The organism is Chitinophaga skermanii (genome assembly GCF_003259335.1).
Classification (GTDB): domain Bacteria; phylum Bacteroidota; class Bacteroidia; order Chitinophagales; family Chitinophagaceae; genus Chitinophaga; species Chitinophaga skermanii.
The window spans coordinates 128,272-155,080 of sequence record NZ_QLLL01000010.1 but is presented as its reverse complement, the minus strand read 5'-3'; the positions used below and the strand labels follow the sequence as shown (position 1 = coordinate 155,080).

The following is a 26,809-nucleotide window of genomic DNA, read 5'->3' as shown; positions in this document are numbered from 1 at the left end:
TTTTGGATGAGGCACTAGAATGAAAGGTCGACACCGATAGAGAAGATGCGCGTTTGTGGGTATTGCGAAACGGCATCTAAACCGCGCGTAGTAACGGCTCCGAAGCTGCGGGCCGAGAAAGCGCCGCCTACTTCTGGGTCTAAGCCAGTGTAACGCGTAATGGTGAAGAGGTTGTTAGCCATTAAGAATACTCTAGCGCTGCTGATTTTCGCACGTTCTAGTAATTTGTGGTTGAAGTTGTAACCGATTTGAAGGTTTTTCAACTTCAAGTAATTACCATTTTCTACGAAGTAGCTATTAACAGTTGTGTAGTTCTTGTTTGGATCTAGGGTGAAGGTACCGTTAGGGTTTTGAACACCTAAACGAGGTTGATCGGTTAAGTCGTTACCATTCAAGAAAGAAGCGCCCCATACTTTGTTGGTTGTATTACCATCCGCAAAAGGATACATGCTGTAAGCTTTCACACCATTGAATAAATCAACACCGGCCACACCATTGAATAACATCGCTATGTCAAAACCTTTGTAAGTGAATCGTAGGTTGATACCGTATACCATATCCGGGTTAGGGTCGCCGATTACGGTACGATCTTCATCCGTGATTTTACCGTCACCGGTCACATCTTCAAAAATTAAGTCACCAGCGCGGGCTACACCTTTCTGCGCACTTTTATTGGCTTCTTCATCAGATTTGAATAGTCCCAGTGTTTTGAAACCGTAAAACTGGCCGAATGGAGCACCCACTTTAGTAATGGTAACATTTTGGCCCGGCATTACGCTAAAACCAGGATCGCCGTTACTGTAGTAGTTATAACCATCCAAAATGTAGTTGGAGTTGATATTATCGAGGTTTAATACTTTGTTTTTATTGAAACCGGCTGTGAATGTAACATCGTAACCTAGCTCACCCACTTTATCTTTATAACCCAACATTAACTCTATACCTCGGTTACGTACAGACCCAATGTTCGTGTAGTAAGCAGAAGTAATACCAGAGCTGGTAGAAATAGGTAAAGCATAGAGCATTTCCTTGGTAGTTTTATCGTACCAATCAATAGAGAAATACATCCTATTGCGCAATGCCTCACCATCGATACCAATATTTGTTTCATGCAAAGTTTCCCAATGGATATTCGGGTTAGGAATGAAATTGATATTGTTTGCAATTACCGCAGGCGCGCCTGGGAAGTAGTTTTGCATACCCACTTGGTTGTAGGTAGATAGGAATAAATAAGCTGGGATATTACTATTACCCAATGTACCGTAAGAACCACGGATTTTTAAGTTATCCACGATCTTCTTAGCCGGTTCGAAGAACTTTTCTTCGCTGATGTTCCAACCGGCAGAAGCTGCTGGGAATACACCCGCTTGTTTACCAGGGCCAAACACCGTGAAGTTCGCATCACGACGGATAGAACCGCTGATATAGTATTTACCGGCGTAATTGTAGTTTAAGCGACCGAAAAACGATTTAATCAAGCCATTTGGATCATTTACACCATTTACAGTAAACGCTGTACCGGAAGTTTGAATAAAAGAGTAGGTCGGTAAACCAACATTACTCTCGGTTACATTGATGTTATTGCTTTTGTTGGTGATTTGCTCGTAACCGGCCAAAGCTGTGATTTGGTGTTTGCCAAAAGTTTGATCGTACGTTAACAAGTAGTTACTGTACACTTGGCGGTTTTGGTAGTACAACTTATTCAAGAAGTTAGAAGGATTTTTCACCTCGCCGAAGTTGTAAGGACCTTGGTACATATCCTGCGTTTCTTGGTAGTAAGAATAACCATATGTTGTCTTGAAAGTCAAGTGGAATGGTAATTTTACTTCTCCATACACGTTACCTTGGAAGTTTTGTTTGAAGTTTTCAGCCTTCGCAGCCATGGCGGCACCGAATGGGTTCGGGCCGGCAAACCCGATGGGGCTTCTACCGTAAGTGCCATCTTTCTCATAAATCGCCATAGTTGGCACTGTGCGGAAAGGAGCATTGTGTAATTGCGCTTCGCTACCTACAGGTGGAATAGTTTTGCGGGAAGTGAAATACACTTGTTCCCCAATTTTCAACCAGTCGTTTATTTTATAATCTGTATTGATACGAGCGCCGGCAATGTCGGAAGAGTTTTTAATATAGATACCATCTTGCTTATTGTAAAAACCGCTAAACAAGTAGTTCACAGATGGCGTAGACCCTGCGATACTTAAATTATAGTTCTGTTCGCTGGCATCTCCATAGAGTGCATCTACCCAGTTTGTATTCGGTAAAGTGTCGGTATTCATACCGGCATATAGCGTTGGGCGAACGATTTTCATCAAATCGAGGAAGCCTTGCTTGTCCATGAGTTTCACCAATTTGGGTTTGGTGATACCGTAACGGGCGTTGAGGTTAATAACAGGTTTAGCACCTTGACCACGTTTCGTGGTAATAACAATTACACCACCTGCAGCAGCAGAACCATAAATGGCGGCGGCGCTGGCATCTTTAAGAATGTCGACAGTGGCAATATCTTGGATATTGATATTGTCGCCGGAAGTACGAACGCCGTCTACAATATATAATGGCTGTGGTTGGTTCAAAGAAGATAAACCTCGGATAATAATAGAGGGAGCTGCCCCTGGTTCACCAGAGTTTTTTACCACTTCCACGCCTGCTACGCGACCTTGAATAGCTTCAGTAACGTTAGTGGCGGGCACATTTTTAATTGCATCACCTTTTACAGACCCCACAGAACCAGTGAGATCTTTTTTCTTTTGAGCACCATAGCCGATAACTACGAGCTCGTCCATTGTTGTGTTGGACGGTTGGAGTCGAACGGTGAAATCGGATTGGTTGCCGATTTGGATTTCTTGTGATTTGTACCCAATGAAAGAGAAAACGAGCGTGGCGTTATTGGGTGCAGAGATCGAGAAAGATCCATTTGGTTGAGTAGCAACACCATTACTGGTTCCTTTAATGAGGATGCTGGCGCCGGGCAGGCCGGTGCCTTTTTCGTCGAGTACTTTACCGGTAACTGTTTTGTTTTGTGCGTGGGCGGCAACACCGAGCACTAAAAGTAACAGGAGGAGCGGTAATTGTATCAATCGTTTCATTGACATAAAGAATTGTTTAGTTGGATGGGATAAAATGAATGTTGTATGTTGATGACCTGCGTAGAAGTGTCGGTCGATATGCGCAGTTTCCTACGCGCTGCGGAATACAGGGTTGCCTAGAGCAACCGTGTTGGAAGCAGTGGAAGTTCATAATCGAGGAATTAAGGTTTGTACCAGTGAATAAATTGGAATTTGTTAGGTCAAAACAATGAAATAGGGGAAGGGCCTGCAACTAATATTCGGAATATATAAAAGAAAGGTCATTTTGAGTGGAGGAGGATGGATTAAGTAATTGTAATCCATTTACTTACATACTTATTATGAATATTTATATATAATGATAATACATGTTAGGAAGAGGGTGAATTGGGCAGAATTGGGTGGAAGAAAGGGGGTGGGATAATGGCGGAATGGGTTGAAATAGCCTTGTTCAAATAAAAATAATGTAAGAATAAAGTCTAAATATTATGTACTTATTATAATTATTTATATATTGTGTTAAATTTATATGTGTTTAATCCCGGCCATGGTGAAGGAGCTATCCTTTTTGCTTGGTTTTCAGTGTGCACGACCTCAATACATTGTGAATTCTTTTAAAGAAATAAATAAAAAATATATAAAAAAATATGTATTAAATCAACTTATATATGTAATATTGTATTCAAAATAGTTACATATGTTGAGGGACAGAAATAAGGTAATGTATTAAGTGCATATGTAAGGCCATTTCATCAATCGTCACCAATCAATATTTAATAAACTATACTTTAACACATTTATTAACCTTGTACCTATGAGACAATCGTTTCGTATTGCCAGTTTTGTACTGGTTTCGCTGTTGGCGTTTTCATTCAACAGCTTGAAGGCGCAGCTGAAAATAGGTGGTAATCCTTACTCTATTTCTCCTGCTTCTATTTTAGAATTGGAAAGCGACCGCCAGGGTTTATTGCTTCCGCGTTTAACTGACTTTTCTAAAATTGATCCCTTAAATCCACCTACAGGTATGGTGGTATACATTACAGGCACTAATCCTGGTATCTACGTTAAAACTACAACAGGTTGGGAAAAATTAGCGGGTTCTGGTGAGGCTACTGCTAACTGGGGTATCGCTGGTAACACTACCGTTGATGCTGCTAACCACTTTATCGGTTCTGTAAACGCTGCTGACCTCGTTTTCAAAACTAGCAATGTTGAAAGAATGCGTATTTCTGCAGCTGGTGTTCTGAAATTGAACTACGCGAATGTTGCAGATAACACAACTGATGATGATGTTTTGATCATTAAAGGTGATGGTACAATCGAAAGACGTACTTTGGATGAAGCAGCTTTTGGTCAAACAGTTAAAACATTGAACGGTTTAAAAGGTGCTGTAACTATCGCTACAGAAGCTAACACTACAAACTCTGGTTTAACAGTTGATGCTGCAGGTACTACAGTTACTTTGAAAGCTGGTATCTTGAATAGCGCTAATGCTACTGCTACCTACGGCTTCCTTTCTAAAGCAGACTATGATGCTTTAATGGCTTTGGGTTCTGGTTTTGATTTCACTGCTGTTGCTGCAGCTGTTGATGATAATGGTGGTAAAATCACTTATAACACAACAACCAAAAAATACGACGTTCAGTTGTATACAGCTACAGAAACTCATCCTGGTATGGTTTCTACAGGCGCACAAACTTTTGGTGGTGATAAAACCTTCAAAGGTGCTGCTAACTTCGATGGCATTACTTCATTCTCTACAGATGTAAACTTAGATGGTAAAACTTTCATCGGTAACATCGCTCCAAATGAACACCCAGAAGATACAGCAACTTACGATGTATTGATTCGTTCACAAGTTGATAATAGCATTGCTATTAAAACTTTGCCTGCTTCAGCGTTCAAATCAGCGATTTCTAAAATCAATGGTTTAGAAGGTCCTGAAGTAGCGTTCAAAGTTGATACAGCTTCTGCTTTAGGTGTATCAGCAAGCGGTAACGATATAACTTTACAAGTACCATCTGCTTCTGCAACTGAAAAAGGTTTGGTTACTGTAGGTGCACAAACTTTTGCAGGTGAAAAAACTTTCCAAGACAGAACAGCTATCACTAGCAGTTTAGTGATTGGTGGTCCTGCAACAGCTGCTTCTGCTAGTTTAACAGTACAAGGTTCTATTGCATTACCAATTCGTAATGTAACTGGTTCTTATACCGTTGCGGCTGGTGACTACACAGTTGTTTTAACAATTGACGCTAACGCAACAATTACATTACCATCTGCGGTAACTAATAAAAACCGTGTAATCATTGTGAAAAAAGTTTGGAATACTGCTTCTACAACTAACGATACTAACGTTGTTACTTTATCTGCTACTGCCGGCAACATCGACGGTAACGCTAGCATTTCCTTTGCTTCAGTTTCTGCTTGGATGATCCAATCAGACGGTGCAAACTGGTTTGTAATCAATAAATAATAGAAAAATGAAACGGTCTCTAATATAAAATATGGAGACCGTTTCATCTTCTTATTCAATTTATTCACAAGGAATAACTCCTATCCCTATGAAGTTTTTTCGAAGTTATTGGAAGAGCGGACTGATTTTACTGATGATGTTTATCATTATGCAAAATGCGAAAGCCCAATTAAAAGTAGGGGGAAACCCTTATAGCTATCGTAAAGATGCATCTTTAGAGTTGACAGGTGAGAAATGGGGTTTATTGTTGAACAGGGTCGCCAAAGCATCTTTAACACAAACACCGCTCGATACTGCAGCAGATGGTATGATTGTTTATGTGAAAGAGGACAAACAGATATACCTTAAAAAAGGCACTTGGATGCCATTAGCTGATGTTGCTTCTATCAGTGGCTGGTCGACCAGCGGTAATACCGGTACAGATTCTTTATTGAATTTCATTGGTACATTAGATAAAAAACCCGTTGTATTCAAGGTAAATAATACAGAAGCCGCTCGTATTGCAAGTAACGGCTTTGTGGGAGTTGGAACGTCAGATCCTACTTCTGCACTACAAGTAAAAGGTGCCATCGCAACTAGCGTGGTAACCGCAACAGGCAATTACACAGCCGTTGATTCTGCTAGCGTAATCATTATGAATAACGCAGCAAACGCTACTCTCACTCTTCAAGCGCCCGGCCCTCGCCGAGGCAGATCCATTGACGTTGTTGCTTATGGCGACGGCGCTGTTACCTTTGCCGGTGGAACTGTAAGAACAGCTTCCGGCACAACCCAAACCTTATTAGAAAAAGGCTACACCGTTAAGCTTGTAAGTAACGGTACTGAGTGGATAGTAGTAGCTAAACAACGCCCATCATTGGCTGCGTATTTAGCGAATGGAAATAATACTGATTCTGAAGTTGCACGTGACCTGAATGCCTGGGCACAAAGGGGTACGGGTATATACTATACGGATGTTCAAGCTGCAATTACCAATAATATACCGGGTGAAGATGCATGGTACCAAATGTCGATTGTAGCAAAAAGTCCTAATAACGGTTACCTTGGTCAAATCAACATCACCGATCACGATGCATTTTATCGTGGTGGTAGCATGGATACTTTTGCCAATATGAGTTGGAGAAAATTGATCGCTGTACCTGTTGCTGCAAGCTTTGCATTGCAAACAGAAGGTAACTACGATGTAAACTTCAACCTATCACAACAACGAAATTTTTACTTCTCTACGAATAATGCAAAACGCATGACCATTTTAGGTAATGGGAATGTGGGGATTGGAACTATTACTCCAGGTGTATTGTTTGATGTGAATGGTGCGGCCCGTTTCTCTAGTGCAACTATTACAGGGTCTGCATCTGTTGGTGGTGCTTTATCAGTAGGTGGCTCACTTACTGCAAGTGGAGCTACTATTAATGGTACAATGAACGCAACTACAGTTGTGGCTAATGGAGCAACTATAAATGGAAATCTAAGTGCAACGGGTTCTGTTGCTGCAGCAAGTGCTAGTATCACCAATACACTAACGGCGGCCACTGTTAATGCAACGAATATTACTGCTACCAATACAGTTACAGGAGCCACTGTTAATGCAACAAATTCAACTATTTCTAATACGCTAACGGCCGCTAATATTATTGGTAATACAAGTGTTAAAGTAGGTTCAACTGGATCACCAATGGAACGAATTAAAAACTATTCTGCTTCAGTGAGTACTACTGCTGCAAACATAGTTCCAACAGCGGGAAATGGCACTTTGGCTTTGACAATTTTAACAGATGCAACGATTAGTGATAATGCGATTGCTATTGTGAATGCAACTAATCTACCGGCTAACGTTATTCATGCTTGGACGCGCGTTGAAACTGGAGGAAAGGTAGTAGTGGGATTGATGTATAACGGGACGAACACAAATAACACAAATCGTGTATTTACAGCAACTTATAATATTGCAGTTATCTCATTTTAACGCCTAGTGCGGATGAAAAAACATATTCTAACCATATTATCCTTTTTGATCACCTGGAGCGTTGCTGCCCAGCAAGGTGCATATATTCCGCCTAATTCGAATATATGGATCTTCAATGGTAGAACCGTCGCTTTCTATGGTAATATGGTCAACGAAGGAACCATTGGTTCTAACCCTAACTCGGTGTTGAACTTCTTTGGGAAATCTTGGAAAAACACGGCCACTGCCAGGTTGCTCGACGAAAGTGTGGATGGTTATTCTGGTAAAGGTGGCTTATTCAAGTTCTCTGGTAATAACCCGCTGAATTTGAACCTTGGTGCTCAAACTATTTATTGTGGCTTCAATGTTAGCTCAAAAGTAGGACCTAGCTTTCCCAACTTCGATGTTGATAATAAGCTTGGTGTTGTGCTCGACGATCTTAGTGATTTAAAAATCAGGAATAACTTAAACTTTACAACAGGTTTTATCTTCCTAAACGGTTGGAACCTTGTTGTTGGTCATAAGCAACCCGGTACTATTACAGGGTATAACGACAAGGCTTTCGTTGTAACAGGTGGAAGTATTGCAGGTGGTGCTGTATACCGCGAAGGTGTAAATAAAGCTGCCGGTCGTGTTGTATTCCCAATGGGTACTAACATCAATAACTATTCACCTGCCGCTGTGGAATATGCTGCTATTGAAGCTGATGATTTCCATGCAAGGGTATACGACAGCGTATACCAATATGCTATCAATGGTATTATTAACAAATTAGAATACGCGAACAAAACATGGAACATCGGTCATGCCAAGAAAACAAATGATGATGTAACCGTGATTTTGCAACATATGGATAAAGATGAAGGTAAAAGCTACTCGGAATTCCGCAGCTTAAGCTTCATCACCCGCTTTATGAATAATGCATGGGACTTCTTATCTGCTTTAGAAACTAATCCTGTGGCAGGTACGCTTACAACGGGCCCTACGCTTACCAACTCCACGATGCACCAACGTACTTTTAAAGGCGGTTTGAACATCAACGAGTTCTTCACCAAAACATCTTTTATCGCTGGACCTTATTCCCCGGCTATCTTCATGTACTTCAATGCTTACCGTTTCAGTGCTTACTTAGCAAAGTTGGAATGGGCCACTACGCGTGAAGTAAATAACGATCACTTCGAGATTGAACGTCGTTTTGAACATGATACCGTGTTTAAAGTTATTGCCAATGTGCCTTCTGCTACTGTAAATGGTAATAGTGAAATTAAACGCGATTACTTCTACGACGATCCGAATGATTATGATGGTTGGACTTATTACCGTATTAAAGCGGTGTCTAAAAATAATAGAATTGCTTATTCAGAAACACGCGCTGTTCCACCATTGCTGAAAGTAGAAGTATGGCCGAACCCGAACAATGGACAGTTCCAAGTAAGCGTGAAGGGCGAAAATACGAACCTAGAAATGCGTATCGTGAATATCCTTGGGCAAGTTGTTAGAACTTACGCCATCAGTGGTACTTCTACGATTCGTGTGAATGATATTGCGAGAGGTATGTATGTGTTGGCGTTCTACGAACGTCCATCGGGTAGATTGGTGAGGACTGTAAAAGTAATTGTCATCGACCGTTAATACACCTACTAATAGAACGAACAAATGGAAAATAACCGGTTGTACAAACAGCCGGTTATTTTTTTGCAAGCTACTTGGGGATTTATTTGTTGGTTTTCTTGTTGATTTGCCTCATTTTTGCATTGTTGCACTGCATCTACAAACAATTTAACGACTAGCGATTTTGAAAAAGATTATCATTACCATTGACGGTTTTTCTTCTTGTGGAAAGAGTACTTTGGCGAAGCAATTGGCAAAGAAGTTAAACTATGTCTACATTGATACCGGTGCTATGTACCGCGCTATTACGTTGTATTTCATTCAGAATAGGATCGATTGGTTGAATGAAGTGGCTGTGAAAGAAGCTTTAGCTAATATCAAACTCGAGTTTATTTTCAACCAAATCTCCGGTCAAGCCGATATGTTCTTAAACGGTGAAAACGTGGAGCAATATATCCGAGAAATGACTGTAGCTGAGAAAGTAAGCGAAGTAGCTGCTATAGGAGCCGTTCGTGAATTTGCTGTAGCGCAACAACAAGAAATGGGTGAGAAGAAAGGCATTGTAATGGACGGAAGGGATATAGGAACCGTGGTTTTCCCGAAAGCAGAGCTTAAAATCTTTATGACTGCTGACCCCGAAGTGCGCGTAGAACGTCGTTTTAAAGAATTATACGCTAAGAACAAGAATATTACCCTCCACGAAGTGAAAGAAAACCTGGAACTCCGTGATTACATTGATTCTAACCGCGAAATTAGCCCCCTCCGCAAAGCGGAAGATGCTATCGTCCTCGATAACAGCCAGTTAAATATGGATGAACAGCTAAATCTTGTGTCGCAATGGGTAGAAGATGCAATTATGGCTCATTCCTCTTAAAATATTTTTTTATATTTAAAAAGTGTTATTAAATTTGTTCCGACTTAGGAATACATCTAGTATCACTATTTCTCGCCAATATCCTCCGAACTGCCTGATTTACAGGAATAGTGTTGTGCAACCCCGTTGAACAGCTCACACCCCGGTAATGATTTTACCTTATCCAATTTAAACGAGAAGCCCCCAAAAGGTCACCGAAGGGATGATTATGTTGCATACACGCGTATCAACATCGAATGATTTTGTGAACACGATAGGCCAACGCAAACATTGACGCGGAAAGCTGCGCCATATGTTAACAGTTTCTTCATGCGAATGAACAGTTATCATCTCGGCGCTATTAAAACAAAAAGCTCCCACGTTTTTGATGGCCATATCCGGATTCAATCCCGATAAGAAAAGACCGGGCTATTAACCGTAATAAAAACACTACCAATAAATTAGACTTCCAGGCTTACACCTCGCCGGGTTGTCGTGCTAATGTGGAGTATAGCGCTATGCGCATATTTCATATTTTCAGTAGGTGTATTCGGTTAATAGGAAAGGGGCGAATTCTTTCGCCCCTTCACTTTTTATACCAAGCCCCAATTGGAAGAGTGTTCAAATAAAATATTTAACTTGTGCTATACTGTTAGTGGTTCGAATTTATATGTTGCACCTTCTACTACGTCGATTTTTAGTCATATCAACCTTTATTTTGTTCGCTTGCCAACTGCATGCGCAAGATTCTACGCTTATTTACCATAAGCTAGATTCCATAAAGAGGCTCCGTGACGATACCGCTAAAGTTAAACTCCTCGTTCAAAACGCCCGTCAATTCAATCGTTTCTTCGATGCCGCCAAGCAAGAAAATGCTTTCCTGCAAGAAGGAATTTACGTGGGACTTAAAATCCGCGATAACAAAGGTCTTGCTGAAGCGTATAACGACCTTGGTACTGCCAAACGCAACAAATCTGCGTACATCTTAGCGCTTGATTTTCATACCCGTGCATTGAAGAATGCCGAGGAATCTAAGGATAAATTGCTCCTTGCTATAAGTTATAATAATGTGGGTGTCGATTATCGTCGCCTCGAGGATTTAGATAATGCCTTTAAAAATCACTTCAAAGCCCTCCAGATTGCAGAAGAAATCAACGATGTGAAAAACATCTGCGTAGCTACCAATAGCATCGGCAATATACAGTTGAGCGCTAAAAAGTATGAAGATGCGATTGTGCATTTCAACCAAGCTCTTGCCTTGGAAACTAAAAGTAACAATAAACTCGGCATGGCTATTAACTACGGGAATATTGGGTATGCTTACGAAGGACTGGGCCAATTGGATCGTGCAGTGGATAATTATAAGAAGTCGTTGGCAGCGAATATTGAATTAGATAACTCTACCGGAATGTCGATTTGCTATACTTCTTTGGGATCGGCTTATCAAAAAAAGAAGGAGTATGAAACGGCTATGGATTATTTAATGAAGTCGTTGGCAGTGAATGACAGGGTAGATGATAAGGTCCATTCCGCCGAAAATTATTTGCAGATAGGGAAGCTTCTTACTGAACAACACAAGTTCGAAGAAGGCCGAAAATTCATACATAATGCCATTTACCTCGGCGAAACTTGGCGCTTTAAATCCACATTAATGGAGGCTTACCAAGCGCTTGCCGATAATTACAAGCATGCCGGGGATTTTGAAGCGTCACTTGAAAACATGCGTCAATCCCTTGTATATAAGGATAGTTTGCTGAATGAGAAATCTGCTACCGCGTATGCCCAAGTGCAAGCAATATATGATGTAGATCGTAAAGATAACCAAATCAAGGTGTTACAGCACGAAAAGGACATTAACCAGATGCGTACAAAGCGAAACTTTGCTTGGTTGATGAGTTTAGCAATAATCCTTTGTGTATTGGTGATTGGGGGGTACTTCTACATTCGTCATCGTAACTTACAAAACAACAAGCATACATTGCAGCTTGAATTGAGATCGTTACGTTCTCAAATGAACCCACACTTCATCTTCAATTCTCTCAGTTCTATCCACCGTTATATTTGGGGCAATAACCAAGAAGAAGCAAGCGATTACCTGACGAAGTTTTCTAAGCTGATGCGCATGATCCTAGAAAACTCACAGCATACTTTCATTCCGCTCGGCAACGAACTAGAGTCACTCACCTTATACCTCGATTTGGAGGCTTTGCGTTGTAATAACATGTTTGAATACCAAGTAAACGTGGACGACGATGTAAATATGGATGAAGTATTAGTGCCACCACTCATTATTCAACCATATGTTGAAAATGCCATTTGGCATGGCTTAGTTCACAGGAAAGAGAAAGGATTACTAACAATTGATGTGAAAATAAAGGGAAAGCTTTTGTACTGTACAGTTACCGATAATGGCATTGGACGTAAGAAAGCGATGGAAATTAAAGAAAAGAAAGGTCGTGTACATCAATCGTTAGGTATGACAGTAACTGAAGGTAGGATTGCACTCATAAAGAAGATTAACAACTCCAAAGAAACCAATATTTCAATTGTTGATTTATACGACGAAAATCAAGAGCCGGGGGGTACGAAAGTTATAATCGTGTTACCTGTAGAATTTTTATTTTAAAGTAGGAGCCTCTAGCATTAAACAAGGAATCATCAGCACATCCATATCTTATTAAGCAGCAAAAAACATTCAAATTCAACCATACGCATGAGCGAGATCAAAACGATTATTGTCGACGATGAACAAAATTGCATTGATGCTTTGCAAGCAATGTTAGAGAAGAAATGCCCTGGTATCCAAGTTGTGGCCACCGCCAACAGTGTAGAACAAGCAAAGTTACTGGTAGATCAATTCCAACCAGCATTAGTATTCTTAGATGTAGAAATGCCTCATCATAATGGCTTCGAATTGTTGAAACTATTCGATAAAGTGTCGTTTGATGTGATATTTACTACAGCATACGAACAATATGCCTTAAAAGCAATCAAGTTTAATGCGCTTGATTATTTGTTGAAGCCTTTTAGTGTGGCCGATTTACAAGCAGCTATTCAAAAGTACCGGGATAAAAAGGCTGCAGCTAAGTCTAATGATGGGATGGCGCCCTTAGAGGTGTTTTTACAGAATATGAAAACACTACAACAATCGAATAAGAAAATTGCCCTGCCAACACTAAATGGTTTGGTGTTCATGCCAGTTCAAAATATTGTTCGTTGTGAATCTACCGGTAATTACACGAAAATTTTCTTTACCGACAAAAAGCAATTGCTCGTTTCAAAGCCTTTGAAAGAGTTCGAGGAGTTACTATCGGACATTGATTTTTTCCGGGTTCATAATTCTCACTTGATAAATTTGCAGCAGATGGATTCTTACATCCAAGGGGAGGGAGGTTTTGCATTAATGACCGATGGAACGCAGGTAGAGGTTTCGAGACGTAGAAAAGCGGAGTTTTTGAAGAAAGCGATGCACTTTTAAATCTCCAATTTTAGAACTATTCATACCAGTTATTTGCCATAACATACCAAGTATTAAGTAACGGTTGTAAGAATATGCTAGCTACCCTATTTTTGGTACAAGATTGAAAATTAACTGTTTGTCATAAAAATTTTTTTCTCTGCATTACTAGCGTTTGATTAGCCCCAAAGGAAAAAGGCACCGGCCCGGTGTCTTTTTTATTTTTGGTATATCCCCAACTTTTTAAAGTGTACATTCTACATTAAGTAATCATGGTAAAAAAATAACCGGTCACTTTCGTCACCGGTCATCTATGTATTAAAATATGTTTACCGCATTACATATGAGCTGCTAATTCGTCTGCAGCGTTTTCCATCCCATAGAACGAAAGAATCTTCCTAATAACCCCTTCTACAATGGCATCGGGGCACGACGCACCGCTGGTTAGTAAGATATTAACCGTTTCTTTATTGGGTAAGAAGTTCTGAGTATATAGTTCTTGGTGGTGATGGAAGTCGTAATGGGTGATTTCGTTTTTATTATCAATTTTATCCGCGGAAGAGATGAAGTAAGTGGGTAACTTTTCTTCACATAACTCTACCAAGTGCGAAGTATTAGAACTGTTATAACCACCTACAACTATGGCCAAATCAGCTGCTTCTTCAAGCATTCCAGTTACAGCGCTTTGGTTATCGTTAGTGGCATAGCAGAGTGTATCGCGGGTATCAGCAAATCGATCGCTGATATTGGTTTCGTTGAGTTGGTATTTGTCCTGCATCGCTTGTTTAATGTAATCTGCGATGGCTTGGGTTTCGGAAGCTAGCATAGTTGTTTGATTCACCACACCAACACGTTGCAAATCCTTTTCTACATCAAAACCTTCTGAATACTGGCCTTTGAACATGGAATAGAAATCTTCCTTTGGTAAGGTGCCATGTATGAACTTGGCGAGTTGTTGGGCTTCCGACATATCTTTTACTACTACAGTTGGCGTATTGCTTTGACTGTGGCTGAAAGTGGCACGGGTTTCTTCGTGTTTAGGCTTACCATGAACGATCACCGAGTAGTTTTTGCCGGCAATTTGTTCTGCTTTATTCCATACCCTCTCTACGAAGGGGCAAGTTGTATTGTATTGTAAAGGTTGGATACCGATGGATTGAAGTTTGGCCTCTATTTCCAAGGTTGTTCCGAATGCGGGGATGATAACAACATCTTCCGGTTTTAAATCTTCCCAAGGAATCAATTGTTTGCCAGAAGTATCCATAATGAATTCCACGCCGCGCGATTGTAAATCGTGATTTACTTGGGGATTGTGGATCATTTCACTCAATAAAAAGATCCTTTTACCTTCATTTTCATCCACAGTCTTAAATGCAATTTCAATTGCATTCTCAACACCGTAACAAAACCCAAAATGGCGAGCAAGCAAAAACCTAACCGGGCCAAAGTCGAGTTCAGTCGGAGAGAAATCTTTCTTCATCTTATCTTGCTGTTTACGTCGCTGTTTGATGGCCGAAATCAGCGGGCTGCGGTATATAACAGGTACATTGAACGTTTTCATGTAATCTTTTAGTCTTATTGTTGGTCTTGCGCCGCACAAAGTTAACGAATTTGGAGCGCCTCTCGCGCGCCTTTTGCAATATACCTTTCCTGGCTTGAATAAATTAAGGGTAAAAAATACATGTAATTTTATATGAGTGGTATAAAAGCATGCAAATCCCAAGCTATCTTGCCCCCGATTTGCCAAAACTCCAAGTCATGAAACGATTATTTCTTGCCCCGTTAGCACTATTAATGCTGACTATCAACTCTAAAGCAGCCAACATAGTAGGCGATTCCACCGGTGTGCCACTTAGCAGTAATGCCTATGTTTACCCAGAAATGAAACAGGATGGTTACGGTTACGTGGCTGGTCCTGGTTTACGCAGTTGGAAAAATCCGGAAGGGTATTCTAAGACATTCTTTTTGGTAAACCAAGCGGGAAAGCTCGATTTAGCCTTACGTTTACAATCCCAGGGTACTAGTAAATTGGCGATCACGCTGAATGAGCAAACCAAAGAAGTAGAAATTCCCGTATCTAAAGGAGAGGTTTTAGTGCCGGTAGGTGTTTTTGATGTTGATAAACCCGGGTATTTTGATGTAACAATTAAAGCGCTCAGTTTTACTGGTACTTATTTACCAAGCATCCGGGAATTAGTATTTACAGGAAGTAGCGCGGAAAGTGTGCAATCTAACCAAAGTGTTTACAGGGGAGCGCCAGCAACACATTTGTCTTACCCCGTTTCGCAAAATGTACAAATAGAATGGTTTTACAACGAAATAAGTATTCCTGCTAATGCGCAACCCATGCACGCGTATTATATGGCTAACGGCTTTAATGGGGGCTATTTTGGGATTCAAATTAACAGTAAAACCGAGCGCCGTGTACTATTTTCTATATGGAGCGCGTTTGATACGCAAGACCCTAAACAAATTCCGGCTGAATACGCTGTAAAGCTCGTGAAGAAAGGAGATGGGGTTACTATAAACCAATTTGGTAACGAGGGTAGTGGAGGGCAAAGTTATTGGAAGTTTAATTGGCAGCCCGAAACCATCTACAAGTTACTGGTACATGCCCAACCGCAAGGTGATCATACCATTTACAGCGGTTATTTCTTCGATCCTGCCAGCAATAAATGGAAGCTGATTGCTACTTGGGATAAGGCAAAATCAGGCGGTAAATATTTAGGTGGTTTATATTCTTTCGTGGAGAATTTTGGTGATAATGGACAAGATTTCTTTAAAGCGAGATATGGCAACCAATGGATTCGTACAACCACGGGCGAATGGATTGAATTAAACAAAGCCAAGTTTACGACAACTGCTAACCCTGATAAGCATCAACGCTACGACATAGGTGCTGGCATAGAGAATGGAATGTTCCAAATGTTTTCCGGTGGATTTAGGGAAGTAGGCAACCAATTCAAAGGGCAGTTAATTGAGCGGCCAGCTGTAGGAACTCCGCCAAACGTGGATCTGAGCAAATTACCATAAGATTATATTGGCAAGCAGTATATAAATTCAGAGCGCCTAGTGCAATGCTAGGCGCTCCATTTTAATCTTTACTATATTTTTCCAACCATTTTTTCTCCTCCGAACTAAGGCTATTCATGCCTTTTTCATTGATTTTATCGAGGAGTTGGTCGAGTCTTCCTTGAATATTTTCCTCCCCTTTTCCTTTCACTACTTTTAACGGTGATTTTTTAGGGGTGAAGGATTTTTTGCGTTTTGTTGTGATGCTAACACCTGGGGAAGGCGCAATTTTTGCAAAAAGCCAAATCAGCGGTTTCGCAAGGTCGAGGCCATTTCTAAGTGAAGCAACATACAGCAAACCAAAAGCTGCACCACCAAGGTGAGCTGCAAGACCACCTTTATTTCCACTGAACGGGAACATGGCAATGTCAATAACGACCATAATGGTAGCAATCCATTTCAGTTTCACATTACCGAAAATGAATAAGTTGAATTGCAAATTGGGTAACACAGCAGCGCTAGCTACTGCGAAAGCCAATACTGCCCCAGATGCGCCGATGAGTTGAAAGTCGAGGGCGGCCATGCCAGGCAGAATTTGGTATATCATGATGTAGAAAAATCCGCCAGCAATACCAGCCAGCAAATACAGCGGCAGTACACGGTGATTGCCAAGTTCCGACCTGAAAAGGTTGCCAAACCAGTAGAACATCAACATATTGAAAAATATGTGCAACAGGTTTTGATGCACAAACATATAGGAAAGTAATCCCCATGGTTTGCGAATAAAAACGCTTAAGTGGCTATGTAATGACATGTTTTCAAAAACAAGTCCATAAGCCGTGGCAGTGGCGGGAGCAAGGTGTACAAGGATATAAAGGACGCCGAGCACCAGGAAAACAATAACATTGGCAGCGAGGAGGTAATTAACCATGTTCCCCTGTTTCAGCCAAATACTCAATTCAGATCTAAAGGATGTGCCGTTCATAATGGGAAATTAAATGAAATTTTTATACTAGAGACCACCTTAACCGCAATAAACCATATTAAATTCTACTACTTGAAACGGCTTCATGCAGTGGAAAAGCACGGGGTTTTCGTATTAAGGGTAGGGTGTTATTAATACGAATACGTATATATATTAATTGTTATTGCCGTCAATTTGTTCAAAATGCTGTGAAATATATGTTATAAAGTCGACCAAGATTATGCCAAATGCGGTTTAGAAGTGAAATTAATGTATCTTCGCAGTTCTTAAAAATTCATAAATGGCAGAAAACATTATTTCTAACGAACAAAATGCTGAACAACAGGCTCCGCAAGCTACAGCTGCGGTTGAAACAGCAACAACAAATGCACCTGTTACTGCGCATGACGATTTCGATTGGAGCGTAGACAAAAGAAACGTTTCTTCTTACTCTAAAGAAGAAAAAGCAAAATACGATGAAACGTACGACAGTACTTTCAAAGTAATCGAAGAAAACGGTTTGTTGACTGGTACTATTGTTGGTTTAACTAAAACTGACGTAGTTATCAACATTGGTTTCAAATCTGATGGTTTGATTTCATTGAACGAATTCCGTGACTTACAAGGCATCAAAATCGGTGACGAAGTTGAGGTTTTAGTAGTTGAAAAAGAAGACCGTTCTGGTAACTTGCACTTGAGCCGTAAACAAGCTCGTATGCAACGTGCATGGGAAAAAATCGTTGATGTTTACAAAACAGGCGAAGTTGTTACTGGTACTGTTACCAGCAAAACTAAAGGTGGCTTGATCGTGGACGTTTATGGTATGGAAACATTCTTACCAGGTTCACAAATCGACGTTAAACCTGTTACTGACTACGATCAATTCGTTGGTAAAACAATGGAATTCAAAGTGGTTAAAATCAACGAAGCAATTAAAAATGCCGTTGTATCTCACAAAGCTCTTATCGAAAGCGACATCGAGCAACAAAGAGTTGATATTATCTCTAAACTTGAGAAAGGTCAAGTATTGGAAGGTACTATCAAGAACATCACCGATTTCGGTGCGTTCATCGATCTTGGTGGCTTAGATGGTTTGTTATACATCACCGACATCAGTTGGGGTCGTATCTCTCACCCAAGCGAAGTATTACAAATGGATCAAAAGATCAACGTTGTTGTGCTTGACTTCGATGATGAGAAAAAACGTATCAGCTTAGGTTACAAACAATTGACTCCGCATCCTTGGGATACATTACCAATGACTATCACTGAAGGTGCTAAAGTTAAAGGTAAAGTAGTTAACATCGAAGATTACGGTGCTTTCTTAGAAATCTTACCAGGCGTAGAAGGTTTGGTACACGTTTCTGAAATCTCTTGGGCTTCAACACCAATCAACGCTAAAGAATTCTTCAAATTAGGCGAAGAATACGAAGCAGTTGTTGTTACCTTGAGCAAAGAAGAGCGTAAAATGAGCCTTTCTATCAAGCAATTGACAGAAGATCCATGGTCAACTATCGAAACTAAATTCCCAATCGAAAGCCGTCACAAAGGCATCGTTAAAAACATCACTCCTTACGGTGTGTTTGTTGAATTGGAAACAGGTATCGGCGGTATGATCCACATCTCTGACTTGAGCTGGATTAAACGTTTCAACCACCCATCTGAATACACTAAAGTTGGTAACGAAATCGACGTAGTGATCTTGGGTATTGATAAAGAAAACCGCAAATTGAGCCTCGGTCACAAACAAATCGAGGAAGATCCATGGAACACATTTGAAACTATCTTCCCAATCGGTTCTGTACACGAAGGTACTGTTGTGAAGAAAGATGACAAAGGTGCTACAGTTCAATTACAGTACGGTTTAGAAGCTTATGCTCCTGCTCGTCACTTGAAAACTGAAGACGAAAAACCAATCAACGTTGAAGACGTGAAAGAATTCATGATCATCGAATTCGATCGCAACGAAAAACGCATCTTGGTTTCTCACACTAAAGTTTGGGAACAATCTAAAGCTGAAGAGAAAGAAGCAATTCAGAAAGAAAAACGTGCTGATGCTGACAAAACTCGTAAAGCAGTGAAAAACATCCAAGGTAAAGTAGAAAAAGCTACTTTAGGTGATTTGGGTGCTTTAGCTGAATTGCGTGAAAAATTGAAGCAAACAGAAGGTGGTGAAGAAAAGAAAGGTGAGTAATCTTTTTTGATTCATTAGCTTTTGAGCGAATAAATTAAAAAACGCCTCTACGAAAGTAGGGGCGTTTTTGTTTTACCATACATAGAGAGTTGAAAGGGAGCCAAATACTTGTTATAGAGGAAATACTTTACTTATTAATGAAATGTTGCGTATGATTACTACAAAAGTTATTATTGAATTAAAGAGCAATAAATATTTATAATGCAAATATTGGATGTTGAATAAGGAATCCTAACGATGAAGAGTGCGACGCAACGCAGTCGAAACCCAGTTCCTCCGCTTAGTACAAAGAAATTATCCCGGTTTATTCTTTGAGGAATGCCAACTTTTAACCTTTCGAGCACAATATGTTCATATATGCAGAATTGAACCAAACAAAAAAATAAAATATTTTTTCAAGGCAATTTTGCACTGAATAGTTCTCTCCTAACATTTACCTGTGGCGTCTTTCAAGATAGATATTGATTTCTTCTATTACCCTATGGAATTAGTAGAATTGTGTTAGTTTTGTCATTCGTTTAACAATCCTTTGGGAAATTATTAATTGTTCTTTTACATTTGCAACCTATTTAGTCTATAATGTTAATAGGGTAATAAATGAGGAACATCTACTTTCTAGTCATCTTGCTACTAGCCAACTTTACAGTTCATGCGCAAAGCAAGAAAATATCAGGCTCCGTAAAAGCCGACAATGGTCAGCCTTTACCCGGTGTAACCGTTTTTATTAAGGGTACCTCTGTTGGTACCGCTACCAACGCGCAAGGTAGCTTTGCTTTAGACATCCCAACTTCAGCCACTACAATCACCTTTTCTCTCATGGGTATGAATACCCTCGACGAGCCGATTAATAATCGCGACGTTATCGATGTAATTCTTACAAATAACGACAAACAGCTGCAAGAGGTAGTTGTAACTGCTTTGGGTATTTCCCGTGATAAAAAAGCTTTGGGGTATGCCGTACAAGAAGTAAAAAGTACAGAACTACAAACTCGCCCAAGTAACGCGTTAAGTGCTTTATCTGGTAAGGTTGCAGGTTTACAAGTTATTTCTTCCGGCGGTAATATGGGCGGCTCTAACCGCGTTTTATTACGTGGTATCAACTCTATCTCGGGTAATAACCAACCATTATATGTTATCGACGGTGTTCCGTTGGATAACAGCGATTTGAACACGAAATCTACAGCCAGCGGTAGTGCCGGTAAAGATATCGGGAACATGATCCAAGATTTGAACCCCGATGATATCGAAACTATTTCTGCTTTGAAGGGGCCTTCTGCTGCTGCTTTGTACGGTACTCGTGCCGCAAATGGTGTCATCTTAATCACTACAAAGCGTGGTAAAGCCGGTAAACGCTTCGATGTAAGTGTAAACTCAGGTGTCGATTTTGAAAACGTTGTGCGTCTTCCCGCTCGCCAAAAACTATATGGCGGTGGATATGCAACTACTTTCCAAGAAGCAACTATTAACGGTCAGAAATACAAAATTGTAGATTATGCTGCGGATGAAAGCTGGGGACCAAAATTAGATGGTACACCGGTTTTACATTGGTATAATCTCGACCCGGAGAATAGTGCTGAATATTTGAAGCCGGATGCTTGGGTATATCCTAAAAACGATGTTACATCGTTTTTCAACACAGGTTTATCGTTTACTAACAACGTTAGCTTCAGTGGCGGTAACGAAAACCAAAACTTCCGCCTTTCCTATACAAATAAGAATGTAACAGGTACGGTGCCGAATTCATCTTTACAAAGAAACACCTTGAATTTCTCTGGATCTTCTAAGTTCGATAAGTTCACAGCGTCTGTTAACTTCAATTACGTTAAAAACCAAAGTACCGGCCGTCCTTGGACAGGCGCTACCAACCGGAACATTATGTTGGAAGCATACCAATGGGCACAGGTGCAAGTTGATTATAAAAAGTTATCGAATTATATGCGTGCCGATGGCACCCAAATACTTTGGAACCGCAGTAGCTATCAAAACACTACCGCTGGTGAAGCCGCTAAATTCATCGATAATCCATACTGGAGTGCTTACAAAAGCTATCTCGAAGAAAACCGCGACCGCTTCTATGGTAACGTAGGTTTAGCATACGATGTGAATAATTGGTTATCACTCAGCACCAAAATCAATGCGGATGTATACAACTACCAAAACCAAGATAGGATTGCCGTTTACTCGCGTTCTCAATCTTATTACAGCGAATACAGTAATAACTTCAGCGAGTTCAACTACGAATTCTTAGCCAGTGCTAAGAAGAAATGGAACGACTTCTCATTGAATGCGTTCGCAGGTGGTAATATCATGAACCAAAAGCGCCGTATTTCAAATGCAACAACGCAAGGTGGTTTAATCATTCCTGATTATTACAGTTTGAAAAATGCAGCCAGTGTATTGGTAGATCCATTCTTCTATCACAAATCTATTTACTCTTTATACGGAAGCTTCTCACTCGGTTATAAGAATTTCTGGTTCTTAGACGGAACTATTCGTAATGACTGGTCGAGTACTTTACCTGTAAACAACAACTCGTTTGCTTATCCTTCTTTAACATCAAGCGTTATCCTAAGCGAGCTCGCACCATTTAAATCTTTAAGCTGGTTGAATTTCGCGAAAGTACGCGTTGGTTGGGCACAAGTGGGTAACGATACCGATCCTTATCAATTGGCGCTTGTATACGATCCTGTTCAAGCGTTCCAAGGAAATAGTGGTTACAAATTGCCCAATATCCAGAACAATGCAGCTTTGAAACCAGAGATTACGAGTTCTTGGGAAACAGGTATCACTTTGAAAGCATTGAATAACCGTGTTGGTTTAGATGTGACTTACTATAATTCGAATAGCCGCAACCAAATCATCAATATCCCTACTTCGACTGCATATGGTTTCGATTCTAAGTATGTAAATGCTGGTAAAATCAATAACCAAGGTATTGAGGTAAGCTTGAATGTTGTACCAATTGTAACGAAAGATTTTGAGTGGAATGTAAACGTAAACTGGTCACGTAACCGCAATAAAGTGGTGAAATTGATCGATGGTGTTTCTTCTTTAACATTAGCTGATGCATTGGTAACGTTAGTGGCTGCAGAAGGTCAACCATATGGCCAATTAATGGGCTACGATTTCGTATACGATGCGAACGGTAAGAAAGTGGTGAAAGCAGATGGTACTTACGCACGTACGGAACAACTGCGACCATTGGGTAGCGTTTTACCAGATTATATTTTCGGCTTCCAACAACAATTCCGTTATAAGAACTGGGATGCGAGTGTATTAGTTGATGGCCGTGTAGGAGGTAAATTCTTCTCACAAACTTATAAAGTAGGTGTACGCGCCGGTATCTTAGAAAATACCGCTGCTAATAATATCCGCGAAACAGGCGTTGTATTGGATGGTGTACAAGGGGATATAACTTTCAACCCAAATGGCACGTATACCGTAACCAATACTAAAACCAATACTGTTAATACTACTGCAAATGCATGGGCATTGGGTAATTACAATGGTCCAACCACGGAACATATCTTCAGTGGCACTTTCGTAAAACTTCGTGAAATCACACTGGGTTATAATGTGCCTATGAGTAAAACAGGTGTTATCCGCGGTATCCGTGTAGGTGCGTATGGCAGAAACCTTTGGAACATCTACCAAGCTAGCAAATACATTGATCCAGAAATCACAAATAGCGGTGGTAACATTCAAGGTGTTGAAGGTGGTAACATTCCTGTGCCCGTTAACTATGGTGTAAACGTTCAAGTTAAATTCTAAATCAAGCAGTGCATATGAAACAGGTCATTTCAAAACTCATATATACCATTTCTCTACCGGCATTGTTTTTTGCTGCCTGCAGTGACGACAAATTAGCTGGTATCAACGACGATCCAAACCGTCCTACAGATGTACCTACAAGTACAATCTTGGTAACGGCAGAAAAAAGTTTACTCGATAATGCAAGAGGTTCATCTTTCAATTTTAAAGGTGCCATCTTGTTTTCACAATACTTCGCTCAAAACATCTATACGAACGAATCGCGTTATGATTATGCGAAGAGTTATTCAGATAGTTATTGGGATGGAACGTACAAAGCGCTGAATAACCTTGAACGTATTATTCAACTTAACAGCGATAGTACTACAAAAGGGAAAGCCGCTTTTTCTGGCCCCAATGCCAATCAAATTGCCATTGCACGCATTTTGAAAACATATGCTTTCTTGTCGTTAACAGATGCTTTTGGAGATATTCCTTATAGCTCATACGGCAATAAAGATGCAGATTTCCAAGCGCTTACCAGCAACTTGAAACCGAAATATGCTGCGCAAGAGAAAATTTATCCCGATTTGCTGAAAGAACTGAAAGAAGCTGCAACACAATTGGATGTAAGTGCAAATACTTTCGGTAACTCCGATGTGATTTATAAAGGTAATCCACTACAATGGCGCAAATTCGCTAACTCGTTACGTTTGAGAATTGCAATACGTATCAAAAAACGCCAACCAGCTGTAGCAGAAACACATATTCAAGAAGCAATTGCAGGTGGAGTTTTCACAAGCAATGCCGATAACGCTATATTGAAATATGAGGCAAAAGCACCTAATGAAGCTCCATTATATCGTGCTACGGTTACAGAAAACCGTAAAGATTATGCTGTATCACATGTATTAATTAATGCATTACAAGGTAAAATTGGACCATTCACCACTCCAGATCCTCGTTTAGCAGCTTATGCGAAAACAAATAGTGCAGGTTTGTATGTAGGGCAACCATACGGTTTGCCTGCGGAAGCTGCATCCATTTTGAAAGCGGAAGATGTTAGCTTACCGGGGGCTATTGTGAATGCTGCTGATTATGGGGAAGTACTTATGGAATATAGCGAAGTAGCCTTCTTATTATCCGAATACAATAACTGGAGCCAACAATGGTACGAAGCTGGTGTGAAAGCATCCTTCGAAAAATGGGCTGTAAATGGCACTGCATATGTAGCTGCTTTGCCTGCCGCTAACCAAGAAAATGTGCTCACGCAAAAATACTTAGCACTTTATATGCAATCTAACGAAGCTTGGGCCGAAATTCGTCGTACTGGATACCCTCATTTCTTAGTGAAATCCGGTGATGTAGTATGGACAAGAACAACTACTGACGGTAGTACAATTTCGTATAAATTCACACAGTTATTTGGCAACGGGATCCCCCAAAGGATTTATTACCCGCAAAAAGAACAATCTGTGAACTTGCAGAACTATCAAAGCGCTATTGCTAATCAAGGCAACGATAATATTGAAACGAAACCTTGGTGGAACAAGTAATTTTGTAAATCAAGGACCAATCCTCATAAGCAACAGCCCGGTTTATACCGGGTTGTTTTGTTTTTAGTATGTCATAGCATACATTAAAAAGTCGCCTTGTTACAAGGCGACTTTTTAATGTATGCGTTAAATAGATATTTAATTACAACCCACCAAGCTTTGCCAATTGTTGGTCGTTAAATTCAAGTAACGAATCCAATTGAAGATCAGCCAAAGCATAACGGGGATTTTTACGATTGTGGAATTCAGGAACTACCACCGTTTTCATACGTGCAGCTTTAGCAGCCGTCATACCTGTAACTGAATCTTCAAAAGCAATACAGTTTAGTGGCGAGCTTCCTAATGTTGCTGCGCATGAAAGGTATACCGCTGGGTGTGGTTTACCATATGGTTCAAATTCGGCGGATGCTACTGCACCAAAATAATCCGCAATATCTAAATGTTTAATAACTGCTTGGATTAAACTATTCGGGGAAGAAGATGCTAAACCGATTTTAAAGCGTTTTTTATCGAAGTAATCTAAAATGTAGTGTAAACCTTCCATTGCTTCACCTTCGGCCAAAATACGGTTCGTTACGTTTTCTACGATCTCAACAGTTACTTCCTCGGTGCTTTTGCTGTCCCATTTAAAATAGTCGTGCCAATAGCTCACCACTTCGCGGGTACGTAAACCTGTTGTTTGTGAGGCTAATTCAGGAGTAAGGTTCACGCCAAGCGTGTCCATTACTTCATACATCGCCATACCCCAAAGTGGTTCGGAATCAACTAATAAACCATCCATATCGAAAATAACCGTGTCCAGCTTCATATCAATGTTTTTGCGCCGCAAAGATAGGATGGAATAGACGATTTACATAATAGATTACCGCAAATAACAGGTTGATGACATACAAAAGGGGGGGTAGTTTTGTGTATCAATTCATTAATATTGTAGAGAGATATGGAAAACGAATCACATTTTAACTACGATCGCATGGCAGCAGCCATTGCTTACTTGGCGCAAAACTTTCGCAAACAACCCGCTTTAGAAGAGGTGGCCAAGGAAGTGCATATGAGCGAATTCCACTTCCAACGTGTATTTACGGAATGGGCGGGTGTAAGCCCCAAAAAGTTCCTGCAATATCTCACCACCAATTACTTAAAATCACGCATTAAAGATGCAACTAATATCAGTGAGGCAGCCGATTGGGCAGGGCTTAGTGCCCAATCGCGCGTATACGACCTTTTTGTAACCTTGGAGGCCGTTACTCCCCAAGAATTCAAAGAAGCTGGTCGAGGCGTTACCATTCATTACGGTTTTCAAGCAACGCCCTTCGGAGAATGCTTTATAGCTGTTACAAATAGGGGTATTTGTGGGTTAGAGTTTATTCAAGAGGAAAATCATCAAGCAATACTCGAAAACTTCAAGAAAGACTGGAAAAATGCCATTTTCAAAGAAGATTCCCAATTAGCAGCCAGCTACGTGCAAAAAATCTTCCACGGCGATGGTAAAGAAAAACTCAATGTAATTGTAAAAGGCACCAATTTCCAAGTGAAAGTTTGGGAAGCTCTATTACGCATCCCGCCCGGAGAATTAACCACTTACAGCCAAATTGCCCAATCTATCGAAAAGGCAGGGGCCGAACGTGCGGTAGGCAACGCCGTTGGTAGCAATCCAATCGCATTCTTAATCCCTTGCCACCGGGTTATCCGTAAAGAAGGCGCACTAGGAGGTTACCATTGGGGAATAACTAGGAAACAAGCAATCCTTGGATGCGAAATGGCGCAACGTGAACTCGCCGAACAACTGAAATAATTCCCACTGCGAGGCCATGTAAGCAACCCATCGTAACTTAGAATTGTAACGCCAATTAGGCATACAGTTCATGGTTATACCAAATAAAGAATTTTTAGAGGTCGTATAAAACGCCATCTGCAGCTTGCTGGAGA

15 protein-coding genes are annotated in these 26,809 nt (G+C 40.5%); 11 read left to right on the top strand and 4 right to left on the bottom strand.

Annotation, left to right across the window (positions count from 1 at the left end; translation table 11 throughout):
- Nucleotides 1-14: 14 nt before the first annotated feature.
- Nucleotides 15-3,086, bottom strand: a complete 3,072-nt coding sequence (locus LX64_RS22685) for a SusC/RagA family TonB-linked outer membrane protein (RefSeq protein ID WP_245952788.1) — start codon at nucleotides 3,084-3,086, stop codon at nucleotides 15-17.
- Nucleotides 3,087-3,879: 793 nt separating this feature from the next.
- On the opposite strand from LX64_RS22685, the gene LX64_RS22680 reads away from it, so the two are divergent.
- The 6 genes from LX64_RS22680 to LX64_RS22655 all read left to right on the top strand — a co-directional run bounded on the left by LX64_RS22680 (nucleotide 3,880) and on the right by LX64_RS22655 (nucleotide 13,425).
- Nucleotides 3,880-5,538, top strand: a complete 1,659-nt coding sequence (locus tag LX64_RS22680) for a hypothetical protein (RefSeq protein ID WP_111599984.1) — start codon at nucleotides 3,880-3,882, stop codon at nucleotides 5,536-5,538.
- An 88-nt stretch (nucleotides 5,539-5,626) separates the two neighbouring features.
- Nucleotides 5,627-7,504 (top strand): autotransporter outer membrane beta-barrel domain-containing protein, encoded by a 1,878-nt coding sequence (locus LX64_RS22675; RefSeq protein ID WP_148707431.1) that lies wholly within the window; start codon nucleotides 5,627-5,629, stop codon nucleotides 7,502-7,504.
- A 12-nt stretch (nucleotides 7,505-7,516) separates the two neighbouring features.
- Nucleotides 7,517-9,115, top strand: a complete 1,599-nt coding sequence (locus LX64_RS22670) for a T9SS type A sorting domain-containing protein (RefSeq protein WP_111599982.1) — start codon at nucleotides 7,517-7,519, stop codon at nucleotides 9,113-9,115.
- A 163-nt stretch (nucleotides 9,116-9,278) separates the two neighbouring features.
- Nucleotides 9,279-9,968, top strand: a complete 690-nt coding sequence (gene cmk / locus LX64_RS22665) for a (d)CMP kinase (protein WP_111599981.1) — start codon at nucleotides 9,279-9,281, stop codon at nucleotides 9,966-9,968.
- A gap of 697 nt (nucleotides 9,969-10,665) precedes the next feature.
- The gene (locus LX64_RS22660; protein ID WP_158538715.1) at nucleotides 10,666-12,573 is read left to right on the top strand and encodes a tetratricopeptide repeat-containing sensor histidine kinase; all 1,908 of its coding nucleotides are present in this window, start codon (nucleotides 10,666-10,668) and stop codon (nucleotides 12,571-12,573) included.
- Nucleotides 12,574-12,660: 87 nt separating this feature from the next.
- Nucleotides 12,661-13,425, top strand: coding sequence for a LytR/AlgR family response regulator transcription factor (locus LX64_RS22655; protein ID WP_111599979.1), 765 nt, complete (start codon nucleotides 12,661-12,663; stop codon nucleotides 13,423-13,425).
- Between the two features lie 316 nt (nucleotides 13,426-13,741).
- Here the strand turns inward: LX64_RS22655 and LX64_RS22650 are convergent, their stop codons facing one another.
- Nucleotides 13,742-14,965 (bottom strand): 4-hydroxy-3-methylbut-2-enyl diphosphate reductase, encoded by a 1,224-nt coding sequence (locus tag LX64_RS22650; RefSeq protein WP_111599978.1) that lies wholly within the window; start codon nucleotides 14,963-14,965, stop codon nucleotides 13,742-13,744.
- Nucleotides 14,966-15,162: 197 nt separating this feature from the next.
- Here LX64_RS22650 and LX64_RS22645 point away from each other — a divergent pair, with 197 nt between their 5' ends.
- Nucleotides 15,163-16,437, top strand: coding sequence for a DUF3472 domain-containing protein (locus LX64_RS22645; protein ID WP_158538714.1), 1,275 nt, complete (start codon nucleotides 15,163-15,165; stop codon nucleotides 16,435-16,437).
- A gap of 61 nt (nucleotides 16,438-16,498) precedes the next feature.
- Here LX64_RS22645 and LX64_RS22640 read toward each other — a convergent pair whose 3' ends face one another.
- Complete coding sequence (locus LX64_RS22640) at nucleotides 16,499-17,401, bottom strand: rhomboid family intramembrane serine protease (RefSeq protein ID WP_111599976.1); 903 nt, start codon at nucleotides 17,399-17,401, stop codon at nucleotides 16,499-16,501.
- 280 nt (nucleotides 17,402-17,681) lie between these two features.
- Here LX64_RS22640 and rpsA point away from each other — a divergent pair, with 280 nt between their 5' ends.
- From rpsA to LX64_RS22625, 3 genes are all read left to right on the top strand, one after another.
- Nucleotides 17,682-19,574 carry a 30S ribosomal protein S1 gene (rpsA, locus tag LX64_RS22635; RefSeq protein ID WP_111599975.1) on the top strand — a complete coding sequence of 631 codons (1,893 nt, stop codon included), beginning with the start codon at nucleotides 17,682-17,684 and terminating at the stop codon, nucleotides 19,572-19,574.
- A 597-nt stretch (nucleotides 19,575-20,171) separates the two neighbouring features.
- Nucleotides 20,172-23,345 carry a SusC/RagA family TonB-linked outer membrane protein gene (locus LX64_RS22630; RefSeq protein ID WP_111599974.1) on the top strand — a complete coding sequence of 1,058 codons (3,174 nt, stop codon included), beginning with the start codon at nucleotides 20,172-20,174 and terminating at the stop codon, nucleotides 23,343-23,345.
- Nucleotides 23,346-23,359: 14 nt separating this feature from the next.
- A complete protein-coding gene (locus tag LX64_RS22625) occupies nucleotides 23,360-24,880 on the top strand; it encodes a SusD/RagB family nutrient-binding outer membrane lipoprotein (RefSeq protein WP_111599973.1) in 1,521 nt (506 codons plus the stop codon).
- A 142-nt stretch (nucleotides 24,881-25,022) separates the two neighbouring features.
- Here LX64_RS22625 and hxpB read toward each other — a convergent pair whose 3' ends face one another.
- Entirely contained in the window at nucleotides 25,023-25,688 is a 666-nt protein-coding gene (gene hxpB / locus LX64_RS22620; RefSeq protein ID WP_111599972.1) for a hexitol phosphatase HxpB, read from the bottom strand.
- Between the two features lie 132 nt (nucleotides 25,689-25,820).
- Between hxpB and LX64_RS22615 the strand changes: the two genes are divergently transcribed.
- Nucleotides 25,821-26,675 carry a bifunctional helix-turn-helix domain-containing protein/methylated-DNA--[protein]-cysteine S-methyltransferase gene (locus LX64_RS22615; RefSeq protein WP_111599971.1) on the top strand — a complete coding sequence of 285 codons (855 nt, stop codon included), beginning with the start codon at nucleotides 25,821-25,823 and terminating at the stop codon, nucleotides 26,673-26,675.
- Nucleotides 26,676-26,809 lie beyond the last annotated feature (134 nt).